Origin of the sequence: Latilactobacillus sp. VITA-14 (genome assembly GCF_046580785.1) — a bacterium.
Taxonomy (GTDB): Bacteria; Bacillota; Bacilli; order Lactobacillales; family Lactobacillaceae; genus Latilactobacillus; species Latilactobacillus curvatus.
Map to the genome: position 1 here is coordinate 13,132 of NZ_JBJKTM010000013.1, position 17,766 is coordinate 30,897.

16 protein-coding genes are annotated in these 17,766 nt (G+C 39.9%); all 16 read right to left on the minus strand.

Features of this window, described 5'->3' with window-relative positions; all coding sequences use genetic code 11:
• Positions 1 to 42: 42 nt before the first annotated feature.
• The 16 genes from ACF1X7_RS06610 to guaB all read right to left on the minus strand — a co-directional run bounded on the left by ACF1X7_RS06610 (position 43) and on the right by guaB (position 17,734).
• A complete protein-coding gene (locus ACF1X7_RS06610) occupies positions 43 to 1,101 on the minus strand; it encodes an SIS domain-containing protein (RefSeq protein WP_265678645.1) in 1,059 nt (352 codons plus the stop codon).
• Between the two features lie 16 nt (positions 1,102 to 1,117).
• Positions 1,118 to 1,924, minus strand: a complete 807-nt coding sequence (locus ACF1X7_RS06615) for a PTS system mannose/fructose/sorbose family transporter subunit IID (protein ID WP_265678646.1) — start codon at positions 1,922 to 1,924, stop codon at positions 1,118 to 1,120.
• Positions 1,917 to 2,720 carry a PTS mannose/fructose/sorbose/N-acetylgalactosamine transporter subunit IIC gene (locus ACF1X7_RS06620; RefSeq protein ID WP_265678647.1) on the minus strand — a complete coding sequence of 268 codons (804 nt, stop codon included), beginning with the start codon at positions 2,718 to 2,720 and terminating at the stop codon, positions 1,917 to 1,919. The genes ACF1X7_RS06615 and ACF1X7_RS06620 overlap by 8 nt, the downstream gene beginning before the upstream one ends.
• Before the next feature lie 2 nt (positions 2,721 to 2,722).
• Positions 2,723 to 3,208 (minus strand): PTS sugar transporter subunit IIB, encoded by a 486-nt coding sequence (locus ACF1X7_RS06625; RefSeq protein WP_265678648.1) that lies wholly within the window; start codon positions 3,206 to 3,208, stop codon positions 2,723 to 2,725.
• Complete coding sequence (locus tag ACF1X7_RS06630) at positions 3,205 to 3,618, minus strand: PTS sugar transporter subunit IIA (RefSeq protein WP_265678649.1); 414 nt, start codon at positions 3,616 to 3,618, stop codon at positions 3,205 to 3,207. Before ACF1X7_RS06630 ends, ACF1X7_RS06625 begins: the two co-directional genes overlap by 4 nt.
• Positions 3,619 to 3,681: 63 nt before the next feature.
• On the minus strand, positions 3,682 to 6,393 hold the full coding sequence (locus tag ACF1X7_RS06635) for a sigma 54-interacting transcriptional regulator (protein ID WP_265678650.1): 2,712 nt from the start codon (positions 6,391 to 6,393) through the stop codon (positions 3,682 to 3,684).
• Positions 6,390 to 7,703 (minus strand): RNA polymerase factor sigma-54, encoded by a 1,314-nt coding sequence (gene rpoN / locus ACF1X7_RS06640; protein WP_265678651.1) that lies wholly within the window; start codon positions 7,701 to 7,703, stop codon positions 6,390 to 6,392. Before rpoN ends, ACF1X7_RS06635 begins: the two co-directional genes overlap by 4 nt.
• Positions 7,704 to 7,852: 149 nt before the next feature.
• Positions 7,853 to 8,629 carry a metal ABC transporter permease gene (locus ACF1X7_RS06645; RefSeq protein WP_411162593.1) on the minus strand — a complete coding sequence of 259 codons (777 nt, stop codon included), beginning with the start codon at positions 8,627 to 8,629 and terminating at the stop codon, positions 7,853 to 7,855.
• A 34-nt stretch (positions 8,630 to 8,663) separates the two neighbouring features.
• Positions 8,664 to 9,344, minus strand: coding sequence for a metal ABC transporter ATP-binding protein (locus tag ACF1X7_RS06650; protein ID WP_004265149.1), 681 nt, complete (start codon positions 9,342 to 9,344; stop codon positions 8,664 to 8,666).
• Positions 9,341 to 10,228: a metal ABC transporter solute-binding protein, Zn/Mn family gene (locus ACF1X7_RS06655; RefSeq protein ID WP_411162579.1), complete on the minus strand. Its 888-nt coding sequence runs from the start codon at positions 10,226 to 10,228 to the stop codon at positions 9,341 to 9,343. The genes ACF1X7_RS06650 and ACF1X7_RS06655 overlap by 4 nt, the downstream gene beginning before the upstream one ends.
• A 273-nt stretch (positions 10,229 to 10,501) precedes the next feature.
• Positions 10,502 to 11,080 carry a hypothetical protein gene (locus ACF1X7_RS06660; protein WP_039098314.1) on the minus strand — a complete coding sequence of 193 codons (579 nt, stop codon included), beginning with the start codon at positions 11,078 to 11,080 and terminating at the stop codon, positions 10,502 to 10,504.
• A 105-nt stretch (positions 11,081 to 11,185) separates the two neighbouring features.
• Complete coding sequence (locus tag ACF1X7_RS06665; RefSeq protein WP_065825206.1) at positions 11,186 to 12,727, minus strand: UDP-N-acetylmuramoyl-L-alanyl-D-glutamate--2,6-diaminopimelate ligase; 1,542 nt, start codon at positions 12,725 to 12,727, stop codon at positions 11,186 to 11,188.
• A 130-nt stretch (positions 12,728 to 12,857) separates the two neighbouring features.
• Complete coding sequence (locus ACF1X7_RS06670) at positions 12,858 to 14,183, minus strand: serine hydrolase (RefSeq protein WP_411162580.1); 1,326 nt, start codon at positions 14,181 to 14,183, stop codon at positions 12,858 to 12,860.
• Positions 14,184 to 14,187: 4 nt separating this feature from the next.
• Positions 14,188 to 15,393 carry a sensor histidine kinase gene (locus tag ACF1X7_RS06675; protein WP_039098312.1) on the minus strand — a complete coding sequence of 402 codons (1,206 nt, stop codon included), beginning with the start codon at positions 15,391 to 15,393 and terminating at the stop codon, positions 14,188 to 14,190.
• A complete protein-coding gene (locus tag ACF1X7_RS06680; RefSeq protein ID WP_411162594.1) occupies positions 15,393 to 16,079 on the minus strand; it encodes a response regulator transcription factor in 687 nt (228 codons plus the stop codon). Before ACF1X7_RS06680 ends, ACF1X7_RS06675 begins: the two co-directional genes overlap by 1 nt.
• A gap of 173 nt (positions 16,080 to 16,252) precedes the next feature.
• Positions 16,253 to 17,734, minus strand: a complete 1,482-nt coding sequence (gene guaB, locus ACF1X7_RS06685; RefSeq protein ID WP_004265151.1) for an IMP dehydrogenase — start codon at positions 17,732 to 17,734, stop codon at positions 16,253 to 16,255.
• Positions 17,735 to 17,766 lie beyond the last annotated feature (32 nt).

Sequence of the window (17,766 nt, forward strand, 5' to 3'; positions counted from 1 at the left end):
CAACATCGTTAAGATATTGATAACATTTTTTTGTTTTAAGGATTAGTGATTAAATTTCTTACTTTGTAACTTCATATGGAATTGTGGATCTTTGGGACTACTTGGATCATAGCCATTCACTACCGGTAATACAGCAGCAACTAGTTGCAATGCGATTGGGTAGATAAATGTTTCAAATTGTTTGTCGACGTCAACCGCATATCCTAGCTGTTGTTGTTTGTCCGATTTCTCCATGCCGACCACATATAATTCATTTGTCCATTCGCCTAGTACTTCTACCATTCTTTGTAGCCGTGGTTCACTACCATCATCGAAGAAGATTACAGTTGAATCTTCATTGATGGCATTGTAAATACCATGGATAAATTCATCAAATTCATAGCCGGTAACTGGAATTCGACATGTCTCTAATATTTTTAACGCTGATTCTAATGTATCGCCATATAAATTAGCGGGACCAACAATTCTGATTTCCTTCGCCTTAGCAAGTTTAGCCTTATTTTCGTCTAACCATTTTTCAGCACTTTGATATGCCTTAGGAAACTCAACCAGAATCTTTTCAATCGATTGTAAATCTTGATCAAATGTTGCTTTTGAAATATGACCACTAGCAAGTCCGAGATACTCCGCCAATAGTAACAAGTTCAGCTTCGTTGCATAGTACCCCTTAGTCTTGGCACCAGCTGTTTCTTCGCCAATATTAACAGTGAGAACATAGTCTGCTAAGCCATCGATATAAGCATTCTCTTCCCCTGCCATTGTAGCGATGAGACATCCTTTTTCTTTCGCACGTCCCATTGCTTCGTAGGTTGTAAAACTACTTCCACCTTGTGAGATACCAATTACTAGTGTGTCAGCACCAACATTATTTAAAAATTCATTCGTTAACATAAATGGATAGATTGCTTCAACTGCTAAACCACTCTTTTGGCGCATTACTTCAGCCATTTCTAAACCTGAATGATAACTCGTCCCTGACCCTGTGATAATAATACGTTTAATGGCTACTTGGCTAATCTTTTTGAATAGATCATCCGCACCTGCCATTAATTTGGTTAATTGTTTTGGTGTTTCTTGAATATATTGTTGAATTGAATTCATATTTTCCACTCCTTTTTTATAAAACATGTAATACATGCAACACAATTCCCATAATTAAAATACCAATGGTCAGCCATGAAATACTTACCTTTTTACGAATAAGCCAGAAAATAAGCAAGGTAAACGTAATCGGTAGTAGGTTTGGCATAATTTGATTCAAGATACTTTGTAATTTCACCGTTGCACCAGTCATACTAAAAGCCAATGGTGTTTTAACCGTTAACATTGTTGCCACCATACTACCGACAACCATCATCCCAATAATAGTAACAATCGACATAATTCGATCCATTAAGCCTTCACGTTGAATTCTTTCTAAAGAACTAACACCGACTTTATAACCATACTTCAAGCCGTAACCTCTAACTAAGAAATTCGGGATATTATATAGGGCTAAAAATAAAATTGGGCCTAGCATATTGCCTTGTTTAGCTAAGGAAATCCCAACACCAGCTGCAATCACTCTAAACGTGCCCCAAAATAACGAATCGCCAATTCCCGCAATCGGTGCCATTAATGCTGCTTTAACAGCATTAATAGAACTTGCATCAAACCGTTCTGGTGCATTTGCATTTTGTTCTTCCATCGCTGCACTAATCCCCATAATCATCGGTGTTACGCACGGCGTTGAGTTATAGATAGCTAAATGTCGTTTTAATGCAGCTGCTTGGTCTTCTTCTCGTTGATACAACTTCCTAATCACCGGAATCATCGACCATGCATAACCAATGTTTTGCATTTTTTCGTAGTTAAATGCACCTTGCAAAGCGAATGAACGCCAAAAAATTGAACGCAGTTCTTTTTTTGTAATTGAATTACTCAAAATCAATCTCCCCTTCCGTTAAAGAATCAACAGCCTGGTTCCCACCAGATTGGTTGTTATCTCCAGCATCATTCTTGCCTGTAAATAAACTAATAATGATTGCTAGACAAGTACCAATTAAAGCGACGGCGGTTACATCGATCTTCAAATAAGACGCTAGTAAAAATCCTAAGAAAAAAAAGACAAACATTTTCTTTGAAAAAAGCATGTCCAATAATAATGCAAATCCAATTGCTGGTAATAAATTCCCCGCAATTGTCAGACCGTCTAAAATAGTCTTAGGGACCATATCCAATAACAGATTGATCTTCGATGCACCTAATAAAATCGCAAGAAAAGCTGGGAAAAAAGTACTTAGGAAGAATAAGCCAACTGGCACCCACATCGTTATGTTTAATCCTTTGAAATTAGCGTGTTCTGCATAATATTCTGCTTTGTGTGCAAAATACAGATTAACAATTCGAACTAATACGCCTAGGAAGGAAGCTAACACGGCAACTGGCACGGCAATTGCCAACGCGACACCCAGCCCTTTTTGGGAAATAATTGCTAGTGCAGTCCCAATGACCCCCCCAGTCACATAATCTGGCGGTGTCGAAGCACCGATGCCAGCAATCCCCATCCACACAAGTTCTAACTGAGCGCCGATGATAATCCCTTGTTTAATATCCCCTAATGCCAATCCAACAAATACACTCAATACAATTGGTCGGCCAAATAGTGTGACTCCAAAAATTCGTTCATCTAAAATACCCATCCCCGCAATAAGCCCTATCAATAAAGCTTGCGTCATCATAATCACCGTCCTTTTACTAAATCAGAAAAGCCCAACTGTTTATCTCGCGGTAACATTCTAAAATCTAATTCAACACCCATTGCTTCAATTTTTTTAAAATTCTCGACATCCTTTTCGGATACCGCAATAAAATCATTTAATTTTTGCTTACCTTCTTCAAATCGTAGGCCACCGACATTCAATGTTTTAACTGTCCCAGCCGAGTTTTCAATTAAAGCTAGTGCATCATCTGTTGTCTTAACTAAAATCAATACTTGCGATTTCTTGGATTCCGCAAACTTCGGTACAATCTCTCCAGCTTCAGCTACGGAACGAATATACATCTTTACACCACTTGGTTTAGCCAAGTCGAGTGCCATAGCTTTGATTTTATCTTGTTGTGCCTCGTCGTTTACTACTAATATTGTGTTTGCACCTACTGATGATGTCCATCCAATCGCAACTTGTCCATGGACTAATCGATCATCAATTCTAACTAACTGAATCATAATATTGGATCTCCCTTCGTTAAAATACTGTTGATATTAATAATGCCTTCATTACCAGAATTAATTATCTTATCGATTACTTCTTGCATGGACATGCTTTCAATATCCAGGGTGAGTAACGTGAGTAGCATCGGTAAATTAACACCTGAAATTAATTTAAAATCAGCGCCTCTTAACAAGAGCTCAGTACAAATATTAGCTGGGCTTCCACCAAAAAGGTCTGTTAATACAAGTAATTCATCTTTTTGGTATCGATCAATAATTGCATTTAACTCTCGTTTCCCCTGTTCCCCTGTTTTATCACTTGTCATCCCAAAACATTCTACGTCTGTTGGACCAGCGATTAGTTCTACTGTTTTTTTCAATGAAAATGCTAGATCACCATGCGTTGCAATCAATATTTTTTTCATTGTCGGTCACCTCCTATACTTACACTTTTATATAAGCAAAAAGCATGCCAACTTTTGGCATGCTTATTTTAAATTACGAATAATGTCACATATATAGGCAATCTCCGCATCATCAACTTTTATTATAAAGGCATCTTCAATCACACTAATTTCTTTTTTTACCACACTAAAAATAGTATCCCGCTCAATTTGCTGATTCGTGCCACTATGATATGCTACTGGTTCCTTTCGAATAATCCGCTCGATCATATTGGCAATGTGGATGTATAAAGAAATTTTGACCTTACTGTTAATTTCAAGATGATCCGCTTTAATTAAAGTTTCAATAAACAATTCAACAACATTGATCACTTTATTAGGTGAAATAATTGTCAACGTATCCATAATTCGTGTTAACGAGAAGTTCTTCATCAATAAGCGCTCAACTTGTTTTATCCGCTCGATATCAGCTATCTGTAATAAAATATTGCGCAATTCTGTAATTTTAGTTCCCGAAATAATATCCTCTAATCCTAAATAAGGGATGCCCTTTATATCTGGATTATCAATCCCAATCACAGCTAATATATTATAATCAGAAACCATCTTAGCTTCAGCACCTTGGCGTTTTAGTAAATCAAACTCACAAGATAAGACTGTCACATCAATTATGCCAGTAAAACTATCATTCAATAACGTCTTAACTTGCTCAGCGGCCCCCAAGCCCGTCATGCACGTTGAAATAATCACATTTTTCTTGGAATCTGCTGGCTCATGGAATAATAACTTAGGCGTATTATCCATTCTTTCATAATGTTCCTTAATCTGAGCGATATTCTTCTTTTGACGAATCTGTTCACCAATCTCTAAGGCAATCGGTGTGCTGACTTGATCAATTAACAACACTGCGCATCTTAAATCTTTAATCACCTGCTCTGCGATACTAGATAATGACCCCATATCAATCATAATCACTAAACCTTCAACCGGATCGACATTTTGAATTAAACATTTAAGTGATTCTGCTATTTCATCCGAAGTCGAATCCGGCAACATATCGACACTATTATAAATTGGGTATTGCAACATGCGATTACATGTATCTGCAATACTTGAGGCTGTCGCATACCCATGTGCTAGAATAATCGCAGAAATGCCTATCAAATCACTGGCAACTTTCGACCCTGCAACCAACATAGATAACCAAAGAATATCCATCTCAGATAAATTAATTTCAAATTGTTTCTGAATATATATCACTAATTTACCAACAAACCGTTCCTCTGGGTTAAATAACGCAATCAATTCTTTGTTTTTAATCTGTTCTAAGTTTAATCGGTAATTCTTGGAATCCAAAATATAATAGACATAACAAGCAATCCCATATATTAAATTATGATTATTATAGAATTTACCGTCATAATTTAATAATTTGAAGATATTTTGAACCTCTCTGACGATTGATTTGAATATAACATCGTCTGCTTCTATAATCGAAAAATACCAATAGTCCATCATATTATTGATAATCGAAATGTATTTATCGCGCACTAAAATATTCTGCGAAGCCATCTTTTCGATATAATGCCATGTCTTTGAAATATGCTCAGTCATCATGTCATTTTGCTTAGCATCAACTTCTCCAGTTGGCTCAAACACTTTCTTATCGCCGTAAATAAAAATACGTTGCTCTAACTCAGTTGAACGTTGTTGATAAATTGCCTGTGGAAAATTATGCGTATTAACCGAGACGATTTCACTGTCTAGGTGTTTCGTATACGCATTAGCCACACTATATTTTACTAAGTTCTTGGCTTCACCAATATTAGCAGAATATTCATGTTGATATAAAAAAGCCAACGCCTTGCGCGTAATCTCAATCGGTTTATCAATTTGTTTACTTTCTTTATAAAGAAAACTATCAATGATTTGACGTTTTTCAGTCGTCCCTCTTTTCTCCAAGGACTGTAAATCAATTTTAATCGGGACCCTTCGTAAAAAAGTCTCCAAAAAATTATCTCTTGATGCTGTTGTAGCGAACATTAATCTGACATTTACTCTAATTTTCTTTGCATCGTTCCCTAAAGGTGAAAAATAACCATTGTCTAAGTACGTAAATAATTTTTCTTGCCCTTCAGCACTCAATCTATGCACTTCATCCAAAAATAATATACCACCATCCGCGGACTCCAAAGCACCTTGCTTATCAGCTTGTGCCCCAGTAAACGCACCTTTAACATATCCAAATAATATACTTGATAACAGTTCCGGATTATTTGCATACTGTGCACAATTAACCACTACTAACGGCGCCTCAGCTTCTATTACTTTAAGTTGCTTAGCATATTGATACGACTCTTTAATAAAAAAACTCTTACCGACTCCTGATGGTCCAAATATAATAATCGGTAATCCATGATTGGGATATAACAGCCCTGCTTTCATTTGATCAATTGGTTCCCGTAGGCTACCATTCCAACCAATCATTTTCTGTAGATGATTAACTTCGTTAAGCTTATTATAGGCTGTTTTAAATGTTGCAAGGTCCGTGAAAGTTGCCGTCAACTTATTTTGTAACTTTGTATCTAAACTTAAATAAATAACGGGTCTCGTATTAATCTTAATGACGGCGTTATTCTGATAAAGTTCATTTAGAATTTTACTTAACTGAGTTCTATCGAGCGCCAATTTGTCACATAATAATGGCGTTGTCGGTGCTAATTCAACATCAAAATGCTTGATAAAAACCTGTGTTTCTTTTATTAATAATGCATGTACTTTTTCAACATTACTCATATCGCGCCTCCATCCAACTTAAGTAATTTACGCCCATGTGCATTCGGAATGCCCAATTGCTTTCTATATTTAGCAACGGTTCGTCGCGCAAGCACCAACTGACGCTCTGCTAACAGCTGAACGAGCCGTTCATCACTCAACGGTTTTGAACTATCCTCTTCTTCAATCAACGTCCTAATCAACATTAAAACTTGATCAACAGATAGATTCGCGTTAACTTGATTGGCTGCGTAACTCTTCTTAGCGAAAAAGCGAGATAACTCAAATATCCCAAATTCCGTTTGTACATACTTTCCTCGAATCGCACGACTAATCGTCGATTCACTTAATTCTAATTTATTCGCTAAATCTTTTAGCAATAGCGGCTTAAGCACCGTACTTTGCTGAGTAAAAAAGGCATGTTGTCTTTCAACGATACTTCGCCCAACTAGCTCAATCGTCGCGCCACGTCTTTTTAGGCTAGCCTCTAATTCTTGGTATTCGCGCTGCTTCAAATATAAATACTCATTCACTTCTTGGTGATTATCTTTAACAATTTGCTCGTATGATTCATTATCAAAAATAAGCCGTATTTTTCCAGCCTGATTTAGATGAACACTCAGTGCTTGTCCATCTCGTTTAACAATCAGTTCAGGTACTATATACGGTGTACTTACTTGTTGATATTGTTGGGCTGGATACGGTGTTAACTGCTGAATCAAGCGAAGACCTTGTAATACATTTTGCTGACTCAACTTTAACTTTTTCTGAATTTTTTCCCATTCCTTATTAATTAATTCGGAATAACATTTTATCAGTATTCTTTTTGCAGTTTGATTATCCTGTTTATCCGCCAGTTGAATCAATAAACTCTCTTGCAATGAGCGTGCTCCAATACCGATTGGCTCCAAACTTTGTAATAATTTCAACCCATCATCAAACTGCACTTTCGTTATCGCTAGGGTTGCCATCAATTCTTGCTCGTCACATTCAAGATAACCATTAGAATCAAGTTGTTGAATTAAATATCTAACGACACTTCGCGTATGCTCATCACAATTAATCAGACTTACTTGTGTCAATAACGCATCAAATAACGACTCGGAATCGTCTTTAATTTGATAATTTTCTTTCATCAATCTTGTTTCATAATAACGCTCAATGTTTGAACGCACCTCAAATAATGGATTTTCCATGCTTTTCTCTTTAAGAAATGTTAGCAAACTGAGGTTGTCCTGTTGTAACATCATGACTGATTGTTGCATACTCTGGGACAACATCATTTTTTGAACCTGTTGATGCCTCAAACTAGATTGTTGTACTAATCTCATTACTAACACCTCTGAAAAAAGTTTAATTACATTGTACCTACAAAACAGCATTTTGTAAAAGCGTTTTCTTTGTAAATGCCAAATAAATAGCATTCCATTCGAGAAAAACGAATAGAATGCTTTCTAAATTTTTTCGCAGTTAACTTTTTTTAACGGCTGATTCGTCGATGATATAACAATGCAATAAAGTAAAAGCCAAACTCAATCGTGGCGATGAAGAAGGTTACTGGCCAGTTCGTTAGATAACCAAGCCATAACCCGAGCCAAACCCCTAATAACGCTGCGGTAACCGAGATTACTAACATTCCAGGTACGCTCTTCGCTAAATATTTAGCAATGAACGCCGGAATCGTCACTAAGATGAATACTAGTAATGACCCAACAATCTGAGCAGCAATGCTGACACTGACGGCCAATAAAATTAAGAAATAAATCGATAGTAAGTTGGTCTTTAAACCTTGTGCTTGAGCGCCAATCGGATCATATGAATCAAATACCAAGTACCGGTAAAAGATCAACAGCCCAATCATAATTGCCCCAGATAAGATGATTAATTGATAAACATCTGCTAAGCTAATGCCAATAATCGAACCAAATAAAATATTGGTAGCATAACTAGCATTTCGGTTTGAAAGGGATAAAAAGAGAATCCCAAAACCGACAAACAGACTTGAAATCGCACTAATCGACGCTTCTCGCCGTGATTCTTTGGCACTCATCTGACCAATCGTGATTGAACTGAGTAACGTGAACAATAACATCCCATTCAATGGTGCAATTCCCATGAAAACCCCAAATGAGGCTCCGGCAAATCCAATTTCAGATAGGGTATGCGCTAGAAATGACATGTTCCGCGCAACAACAAATACCCCGATTAAACCGCAGGTAATTGCGATAAAAGTACTGGCGACAAAGGCATGCCGCATAAAATCAAAAGTTAACACTCGCTTATCCTCCGCTTTAATCTAATTCCAAATTGGGATCCAACTGACTCATTGGTCCGGCTTCATATTGACCTCGTTTTAAAAATAGGTATTGATCCGTGTATTTCCGGGCCAATTCTAAATCGTGGGTCACAAAAATAACCGTCAAACCATGTTCCCGGTTCAACTCTGCAACCAAGGCCATCACTTCTTCTTTAGTTTCAATATCCAAACTCGCTGTCGATTCGTCTAAAATCAACAAGTCTGGTTTACTGATTAATGCTTGGGCTAAATACGCCTTTTGCTTTTCACCACCAGAAGCATTCCCCACGGTCGTCTTTTGCAACGCGGTTAGATGGGTCTGTTCTAAAATTTGATCAAGCGCTTGGCGTTCTTTGCGCGATTTCCACGGTAAGTGGCTATCAAGTTGATTCAAACTCACAAAACTACGAATGGACAACGGATATTCAGCTTCTAAATTTCTAAACTGTGGCACATAACCGATGTTTAGCTTTTGCTTATCCGGGTTAAAAACGAGTTGTCCTTCTGTCGGTTGTAAATTACCGATTAATAGGCGCACCAAAGTTGTTTTACCAACCCCGTTTGGACCGATTAAACTCGTCATGCTACCACGTTCGATCGTAAAACTGAGATCTTTTAGTACTTGTCGATTACTAAAGGCAAGCCCTAAATGTTGTGCATTCACTAATTCTGTCATTTTGAATCCTGAGCCTTTCTAACTGCATCAAATTGCTGTTGCATCCATGTTAAATATGTTTTTTTAGCGGGTAGTGTTTCAGTTACTTGTACAACTGGCACCCCTTCTTTATCCGCTAGTTCGTGCATTTGTTTAATAATGGGACTTTCTTCTTGCTTATTAATCACTAAAAAGGCAATCTGATGGGTTTTAATTAAATCCCGCATCGTTGTAATATCTTTTGGTGATGGATCGGTCCCATCTTCAATTGCTTTGGCAAAGTGTTGGTTAGCGACTTTGTAACCCATTTCAGCCAATGCATAGTCAAAAACGGGTTCACTAACAGCCACTTGTTTTCCTCTGGCCTGCGCCTTTAGTTGTTGGAGTTGTGCGTCTAACGAAGCTAACTTTTTAAGATACACCGCACCATTTTGCTGATACGTTGCCTTATGTTTCGGATCGCGCTTGCTAAATTCAGTCACTAATCGCTTGGTCAATGTTGGCATCGTCTTTAAATCATACCATAAATGTTCGTTAGCGCCATTAGATTGTTTCATTAATTGACTGACTGTCAACACAGTTTGGTCATCTGGTTGGGCACTCTTAACGACTTTGTTTAACCAGCTGTCGTAACCAAGCCCGTTTTGAATCACAACATCCGCTTTAGCCACGAGTTTAGCATCATTGGTTGTTGCTTCGTATGAATGTGGATCTAAACTGGGACTATTGATAATCGACGTCACGTGACCTTGATTACCTAAAACCGCTTGTGCGGCCTCACCATAAAAATCGAGTGATGATACAACTTGAATCCCACTCGCCTTTTTCGTACTCTGACCACAACCAGCCACTAATAGCATTAGCAGTAAGATTCCCCCCATGATTTCCAAACCTTTTTTACGCATCTTTTTCTCCTCTTTTCTAAATCGTAATTATTACGTTTTATTAAAAATATTTTACACGAGTCTCACTAATTGTCAATCATTTTTCTGAAAACACTTAAAAAGGGATTGGGACAAAGATTGCTTTTGCCCTAACCCCTTTTTTGAATTGTTGAACTTTAAACGTGTTCTGTAAGTCATTCTCCTCCGGTTAACCCTGAGTCGCAAACAATTACTACAATTATTCACGCTCTGTGTTAATCCTCGGAGCATCCCGACTTACGCCACACTCTTTAATTACCAGATTTGTTCCACTGCACCTGTTGCTTGGACAACAAAATAACCTGCCCGTGGTTGATCTTCGTTTGGTACGTAAGTATTAATGAGATAGCCTTGTTGTCCACCGCGTGTGATTAAGCCATTATTCAAATACGATGCGGTTTGACCAAATTGTGAGCCAACTTGTTGAACCACCAATTTAATCGCTTGGTTGCCATCTACGGCAGTTGTTTGTTGTGGTGTCGTGGTAGTCGTTGTTGCACTGCTGCTAGATTGGCTCGCAGATTGACTACTGCTACTTGCCGTTGTAGCAGTTGATGATGATTCAGCAACACTTGCAGTTGATGAACTTGCTTGTGGGGACTCTACTTTAGTTGAAGATGCCATCGCCGCTTTGGAGCTCGCTTTTAATTGGCTTGCACTACTTGAAAGTTCACTTTCGCGTTTTGCAACGCTACTTTCACGTGCTTTGAGACTAGCCGTGGTTGAACTTTGCTTGGCATCAGCATCTTGATTTGCCGTACTACTTTGACCACAAGCCCCTAATAATAGTAGTCCTGATACCAAAACTGTACTAACTGTAACCATCTTTTTCATAATAACCCCTCCAACTCCTATTGATTCATCTTTATTCTACGAGACACACCTCAGAATAGCAATTAAATCCATATCTGATTTAAAAATCTTTAAGAAACACGCTGATTAGCTTAACTTAGCAGCCACTTGCTTGGCAATCACCATATCAGTTGGATATGGTGTATCGACCCCGCGTACTTTCTGATAAGCATCGGCCCCTTTAGCCGCTAAGACAACAATTTCGCCCGGTTTACTTTCCGTAATCGCCTGTTCAATCGCTGTTGGACGATCAATTTCGATGGTGGTTGTCACCTTATCCTGGTCAATCCCGGCCAAAATTTCAGCGGCAATGGCTGCTGGATCTTCAAATCCTGGATCATCAGTCGTCAAAATGGCCCGATCTGCATATTCATTAAGGACTTGCGCAAACCCAGCACGTCTAGAAACACCTTTATCGCCAGGACTACCGACAACAACTAGTAGGCGTGGTTGATTGTATTCCTTTTGCAAGAAACTCAAGAGCGCCTTCATGCTGGCATAATTATGCGCGTAATCAACATATACTTGACCATGTCCTGGAACGGCTAAGGTTTCCATCCGTCCTGGAATCTGCAAGTCGCGAATCCCTTGTTGAGCTGCGATTAAATCCGCCCCTGCCAAACCGGCACCAATCACTGCAGCTGTCGCGTTACTTTCATTGAAATCCCCAATTAAACGCAATTGGTAATCACCAGAAACACCAAGCTGAATGGCTCGTTCAGAAGCCGCGGTAACTTTAAACCGACTTTCTGCTAAGCCCGTTTCTAGATTTTCAAAGCGGAAATCAACCGCCACCGGAATTGTAGGTTGATAATCCGTTTCGGCAAATAAGTAAATTGATTCCGGAGCAGTCGTCGTAGTTGCTGCAGCATACACATCCGCAAAATATTGCGTTTGCGCGTTAATCACACAGTGTCGTGAGTTGACCAATAATTGTAATTTGCAGTGTAAATAATCTTCAAAATTAGGATGTTCATTTGGTCCGACGTGATCAGGCGAAATGTTTAGGAAGAAGCCAACATCGAACGTTAAGCCGTACACTCGGTTTTTCTTATACGCCTGTGACGAAACTTCCATCACTAAGTGCGTCATCCCGTTTTCAACTGCTTTGCGCATGTCGCGGAATAAATCCAAACTTTCTGGTGTCGTTAAATTCGATTTGAAGCGATCTTCTGGTTTAGGCCCTAAGACACGATCAATTGTTGAAAATAATGCTGTTTTTTGACGGGTCGTCGCTTGTAAAATCGATTGAGTAAAGTAGGCCGCAGTTGTCTTGCCTTTGGTCCCAGTGTAAGCCACGATAAATAAATCATCTTGTGGGTAATCATAAAAAGCCGCTGATAAAACCGCCATCGCTTTTTGGACGTTCGTGACGATTAAGGCGTTCATCCCGTTGCCTTCAACAATCGCTTGTTCGGCAACATATGTTACGGCCCCTAATTCTTTTGCATTTGTTAAATAGACGGGACGAAAATTCCCTTTACAGAAAAAGAGCGTGTCCTCAGTTACCTGCCGTGAATCATACGCGATTCCGGTCATATTTAAAGTCGGGTCACCATTAAGCGCCACACTTTTCAATAAATGATGCTCTTTTAGAATTAACGTACATGCATCTAATGTTAAAGCCATTTTCGTCCTCCTCAAAATCCTTGTGAATTGTTTTAATTATAGCACGATTTAATCATGCTGCGCTTGAACCGGCTTATAATCGTAGCCATAAAAAAACGCGCCACCGTTAAGTGTCGCGTTTCGATTCCAACTAAAATAGGTTCGTGAAAAATTCTTTGATCCCTTCACCGATTAAAACAAATAAATTGGCTTTGGGGTCCGCCGTTTTAGTGCGTAATTGTGATTGTGGCGCTTGTCCGATATACCGCGTAGTGACACCGTTCAATTGGGGCATCACTTGACCAATTTGCACATTCTTTTTAATAGGTGCTTCCAATTGGCGTTTTGCACCACCTTTGACTGCTTGGTAATGCCAGTCAATGTTGGCTGCTGTGGTTCCTTTTGGCACCCACATTGAAATAGCTTTGTTCGTAATCAATTGCACTGTCTTTTGGCGACCATATTTAACCGTCGCTGTCTTATAAGGTGCGAGACTCTGATTGGCTTGTGCTAATTGTTTTTGTTCCCAACCATCGAAGACATATTGCATTAGCTTGTTGGTCTCAATGAACCGCCGACCTGTATCTTCACCATTGGCATGCATCACCACTGTTAGAATCCGTTGCCCATCTTTCGTCGCAGTTCCGGTAAAACAATCGCCTGCTTTGTCCGTTGTCCCAGTTTTTAAACCATCGACCACGTAGTCTTGCGGTGCATTATTTTCGCCAGGTAACATTAAGTTCCACGTTGACATGGCCGTTTCATCACTTGTTTGGGCGCCAAATGTAAAATGCGCTTGCTTGGTTGTTTCAAGAATTTCAGGATAATCAGCCAACAACTTTTGCGCTACAAGTGCGACATCTGCCGCACTCATTTCATTTTCAGCATCAGCCGGACTGTCTGGATAAACTTCAGCGCCGAGGAATTCATTGTTCAAGCCGGACACTGAATAAAGTTGTGCGTCTTGAATGCCCCAATCCGCCACTTTTTGCCGCATTAAATCGACAAAATCCTTTTGTGAACCGGCCACTTGGTTGGCGAGCATCATAGCTGCATCATTCGCCGAAGCGACCATCATGGCTTGGAAAAGTGCCTTGACGGTATATTGTCCGTCCGCTTGTAGAGGCACATTCGTTAAATCCTTATTTTGACTCAATTGATAAATGAGATCATCGGGCTTCACCGTTTGTTCCCACGTTAACTTACCTTGCTTAATTTGCGCTAACACGATGTAGGCTGTAATCATCTTTGTCATCGAAGCGATTGGCAACGCCTGATCCGCATTTTGTTCGTATAAGACTTGTCCAGTTGCTGGGTCGAGCGCAATTGCTGCACTCGCATCGATTTGAGGGGCGGTCGGCAAACTCACCGGCGTACTTGCCGCTGCGACTTTGGTAGTCTGGGCACTCAAAAGACCGCCCACGGGTGCAATTACCAATAGGCCGACCATTACATATTGTACTAATTTTTTAAACACAACATTACTCCTTAACTGATTTTGCGCCAGCAGTTTGAGGATCAATCCGCCGACCTAACTTCAAAGGTAAGTGTATCACAAAACTGGTTAATTCTGGCGTCGAATCAGCATAAATATAACCGCCATGTAACGCGACAATACTTTGGGTAATTGCTAACCCAAGTCCAGTGCCACCTGTTTCTTGTGAACGCGATGCTTCAACGCGATAAAAGCGGTCAAAGAGTTGGTTCAATGAATCACTTGGAATTTGTTGACCATCATTTGACACTTTAATAATCGCCTCTTGACCGATTTTTTCAGCCGCCAACGTAATTTGTTTGCCACCCTTGCCATATTTCAAAGCATTAGCAATTAAATTATTGAAGACTCGACCAAGCTTTTCAGTATCGGCTTCCATCATCAGTGGTGCAGGATTACAAGTTACATTAATCTGCATCCCCTTCTTATTCGCTTCTAACTCAAAACTGGCCGCTAATTGATCTAACATCTGCTCCATATCAAACGTTGTCTTGGTAATGGGGGTCGATGTTTGCCGCACCTTCGTGTATTCAAATAAATCCTCGACTAAGACCTTCATTTGTTGCGCCTTCACGAAAGCGGTATGCGTATATTTGGTTAGTTCTTCCTTGGTTTGATACTGATTATCTTCAATTAAACCAAGATATCCGATGATTGAAGTCAGCGGCGTCCGCAAATCATGACTGACATTGGTAATCAATTCGTCCTTACTCTTTTCAATCTTGCGTTCTTCTTCCATTGAACGCACAGTACTATCAACCAGCGTGTTCACACTATCGATCACGCGTTGCAAATCACGGTTGACACGCAAATTAATCCGGTGGTCCAAATGACCATCGGCAATGTAATGCAACTCACCAATCACGTGCCACATCTGCATTTGATGGTAACGCCGAATAAGCCGCCAATAGACGACTAACACATCGGCAACCCCCATCAAGATGACAAACCAATTTTGCCAACTCCAAATATGCCATTCATTCGGACCAATTGTAATGGCGTTTTTAATCATCCATACGCCGCCGCTTAGTTGCGGATTATTCACAATCGCCTGTTGTAACAGCACCATGATTGATAAATTTAATAGTAATAACAAAATAACCGTGATGATACCCTCGGCAAAGAGTTCGCTCTTTTCCTTAGCGGTTAGTGCCACTTTTTGCAGGTTCTTTTCTCCTTGATAGTCAGCCATTAAACTTCTACCTTATACCCAACACCCCAGACGGTTTCAATCACTTTTTCACCATCGGTTGCTTCTTCAATTTTGTCGCGCAAATGACTTACATGGACCATGACCGTCTTGGCAGAGACGATACTTTCTTGTTTCCAGACCCGTTCAAAAATATCGTCCGCTGAAAAGACCCGGTTGGGGTGACTGGCAAGTAAGTATAAAATCCCAAATTCAAGTGCGGTGAGTTGGATTTGCTTGTTATTAATCGTCGTCACTTCATGTGAGTCGCGCTTAATGATAAGCGGACCAACTTCTAAGACATCCGGCACTTCGTTGGCCACTTGTTGTTGGCTCCGCCGTAACAATGACTTCACCCGCGCCATCACTTCTAATGGATTGAATGGTTTTGAAACGTAGTCATCTGCACCGGTTAGGAGGCCTTGAATCTTGTCCATATCAGTTGTCTTGGCAGACACCACAATAATGGGCACTTGTGAATCCTTACGGACCGCCTTAATGACTTCGATACCACTCATATTCGGCATCATAATATCCAAGATCATCAAATCAATATCGGGATTCGTGGCAATTTTAGTCAGGGCTTCTTTACCCGTGAAGGCTTGAATGGGTTCGTAATCTTCGTTTTTAACATAAATACTTAATAATTCAACAATTTCTTTATCATCGTCTACAATTAGAATTTTCATAATCGTTACCTCGTTTAATTTAACATCATTTTGCATGATTCGCTTTCATTGTAACAAACTATCTTCTACTTAGGGTTAAAGAATTCTTTAAATCCTCCCCATCATTTAACCACAAAAAAAGGATTTAAGTCGTGCAAAACGCTCGACTTAAACCCTGATAGAAATGATTTGAATTAACGTGCTGAATAGTTAGGTGCTTCTTTGGTAATTTGCACATCATGTGGATGTGATTCTGTCAAACCAGCATTTGAGATTTGGACAAATTGTGCATTATCTTGTAGGTCCTGTAAATTAGCAGCACCAACGTAGCCCATCCCTGAACGTAAGCCACCAAGTAATTGGTAAATTACATCGCCGAGTGCGCCTTTGGCAGCCACACGACCTTCGATGCCTTCTGGGACTAACTTGTTGGCTTCATTCACACCACTTTGGAAGTAACGGTCTGATGAACCATGCGACATAGCAGCCAAGCTGCCCATCCCACGGTATGTTTTGAAACGACGTCCTTGATAGATTTCAAATTCGCCAGGTGCTTCGTCAGTCCCAGCTAACATACTACCAAGCATCACAACGTTTCCACCGGCTGCAAGAGCTTTAACGATGTCCCCAGAATATTTAATCCCACCATCAGCAATGATGGTTTTGCCATATTCGCGGGCAACACTGGCAGCATCGTAGATGGCTGTTAATTGTGGTACACCGACACCAGCCACAATCCGAGTTGTACAGATTGAACCAGGGCCAATCCCCACTTTAACGACATCAACCCCAGCATCATACAAGGCTTTTGTGCCTTCTGCAGTTGCGACATTCCCAGCAATCAAGGTTGCTTCAGGGAAGCGTTCGCGAATTTCACTAATCTTACGTAACACACCAGCTGAATGACCATGCGCAGTATCGATAATGATCGCATCAGCCCCTGCTTTCAATAAGGCTGCAGCCCGTTCAAAAGTATCGCTTGTGACGCCAACAGCGGCAGCAACTAATAAGCGACCATATTGATCCTTAGCCGCATTCGGGAATTCTTGCACTTTTTCAATATCCTTAATTGTGATTAATCCGGCTAAGCGACCGTCATCACCAACTAAAGGTAACTTTTCAATTCTGTTTTGTTGGAGGATTTGTTCAGCTTCTTCTAAAGAAGTGCCGACAGGTGCGGTTACAAGTGCTTCGTGCGTCATCACGGTTCCGATTTCAGCAGAGAAATCAGAGATAAAACGTAAATCACGGTTCGTAATAATGCCGACTAATTTTAGATCATCGAGATTTGAAACGATTGGGACACCACTAATACGATATTTACGCATCAAATCTTCAGCAGCACTAACGGGTTTATCCGCTGTTAAATAAAATGGATCAATAATAACGCCATTTTCTGAACGTTTAACCTTCAAGACTTCATCTGCTTGACGTTCAATACTCATATTCTTATGAATCACGCCTAAACCACCTTGACGCGCCATAGCGATTGCCATGGGTGCTTCCGTAACGGTATCCATGCTAGCACTCATAATTGGTGTGTTTAACTTGATATTCTTTGCAAGTTGCACCCCTAAATCGACTTCGTTGGGGAGTACATGACTCTCCGCAGGTATTAATAAAACATCATCGAACGTAAACCCTTTTTTTGTAAACTTTGATTCCCATGCAGACATAATCTTCCTCCAATTTGTGAACTAAATTAACC

Excerpts from the sequence above, each read along its gene's own strand:
- ACF1X7_RS06665 (WP_065825206.1), bottom strand. The coding sequence starts at position 12,727 with ATGGCTTTAACATTAGATGCATGTACGTTAATTCTAAAAGAGCATCAT.
- ACF1X7_RS06660 (WP_039098314.1), bottom strand. The coding sequence starts at position 11,080 with ATGAAAAAGATGGTTACAGTTAGTACAGTTTTGGTATCAGGACTACTA.
- ACF1X7_RS06630 (WP_265678649.1), bottom strand. The coding sequence starts at position 3,618 with ATGAAAAAAATATTGATTGCAACGCATGGTGATCTAGCATTTTCATTG.
- ACF1X7_RS06635 (WP_265678650.1), bottom strand. The coding sequence starts at position 6,393 with ATGAGTAATGTTGAAAAAGTACATGCATTATTAATAAAAGAAACACAG.
- ACF1X7_RS06620 (WP_265678647.1), bottom strand. The coding sequence starts at position 2,720 with ATGATGACGCAAGCTTTATTGATAGGGCTTATTGCGGGGATGGGTATT.
- ACF1X7_RS06675 (WP_039098312.1), bottom strand. The coding sequence starts at position 15,393 with ATGGCTGACTATCAAGGAGAAAAGAACCTGCAAAAAGTGGCACTAACC.
- ACF1X7_RS06655 (WP_411162579.1), bottom strand. The coding sequence starts at position 10,228 with ATGCGTAAAAAAGGTTTGGAAATCATGGGGGGAATCTTACTGCTAATG.
- guaB (WP_004265151.1), bottom strand. The coding sequence starts at position 17,734 with ATGTCTGCATGGGAATCAAAGTTTACAAAAAAAGGGTTTACGTTCGAT.
- rpoN (WP_265678651.1), bottom strand. The coding sequence starts at position 7,703 with ATGAGATTAGTACAACAATCTAGTTTGAGGCATCAACAGGTTCAAAAA.
- ACF1X7_RS06645 (WP_411162593.1), bottom strand. The coding sequence starts at position 8,629 with ATGCGGCATGCCTTTGTCGCCAGTACTTTTATCGCAATTACCTGCGGT.
- ACF1X7_RS06625 (WP_265678648.1), bottom strand. The coding sequence starts at position 3,208 with ATGATTCAGTTAGTTAGAATTGATGATCGATTAGTCCATGGACAAGTT.
- ACF1X7_RS06650 (WP_004265149.1), bottom strand. The coding sequence starts at position 9,344 with ATGACAGAATTAGTGAATGCACAACATTTAGGGCTTGCCTTTAGTAAT.
- ACF1X7_RS06680 (WP_411162594.1), bottom strand. The coding sequence starts at position 16,079 with ATGAAAATTCTAATTGTAGACGATGATAAAGAAATTGTTGAATTATTA.
- ACF1X7_RS06610 (WP_265678645.1), bottom strand. The coding sequence starts at position 1,101 with ATGAATTCAATTCAACAATATATTCAAGAAACACCAAAACAATTAACC.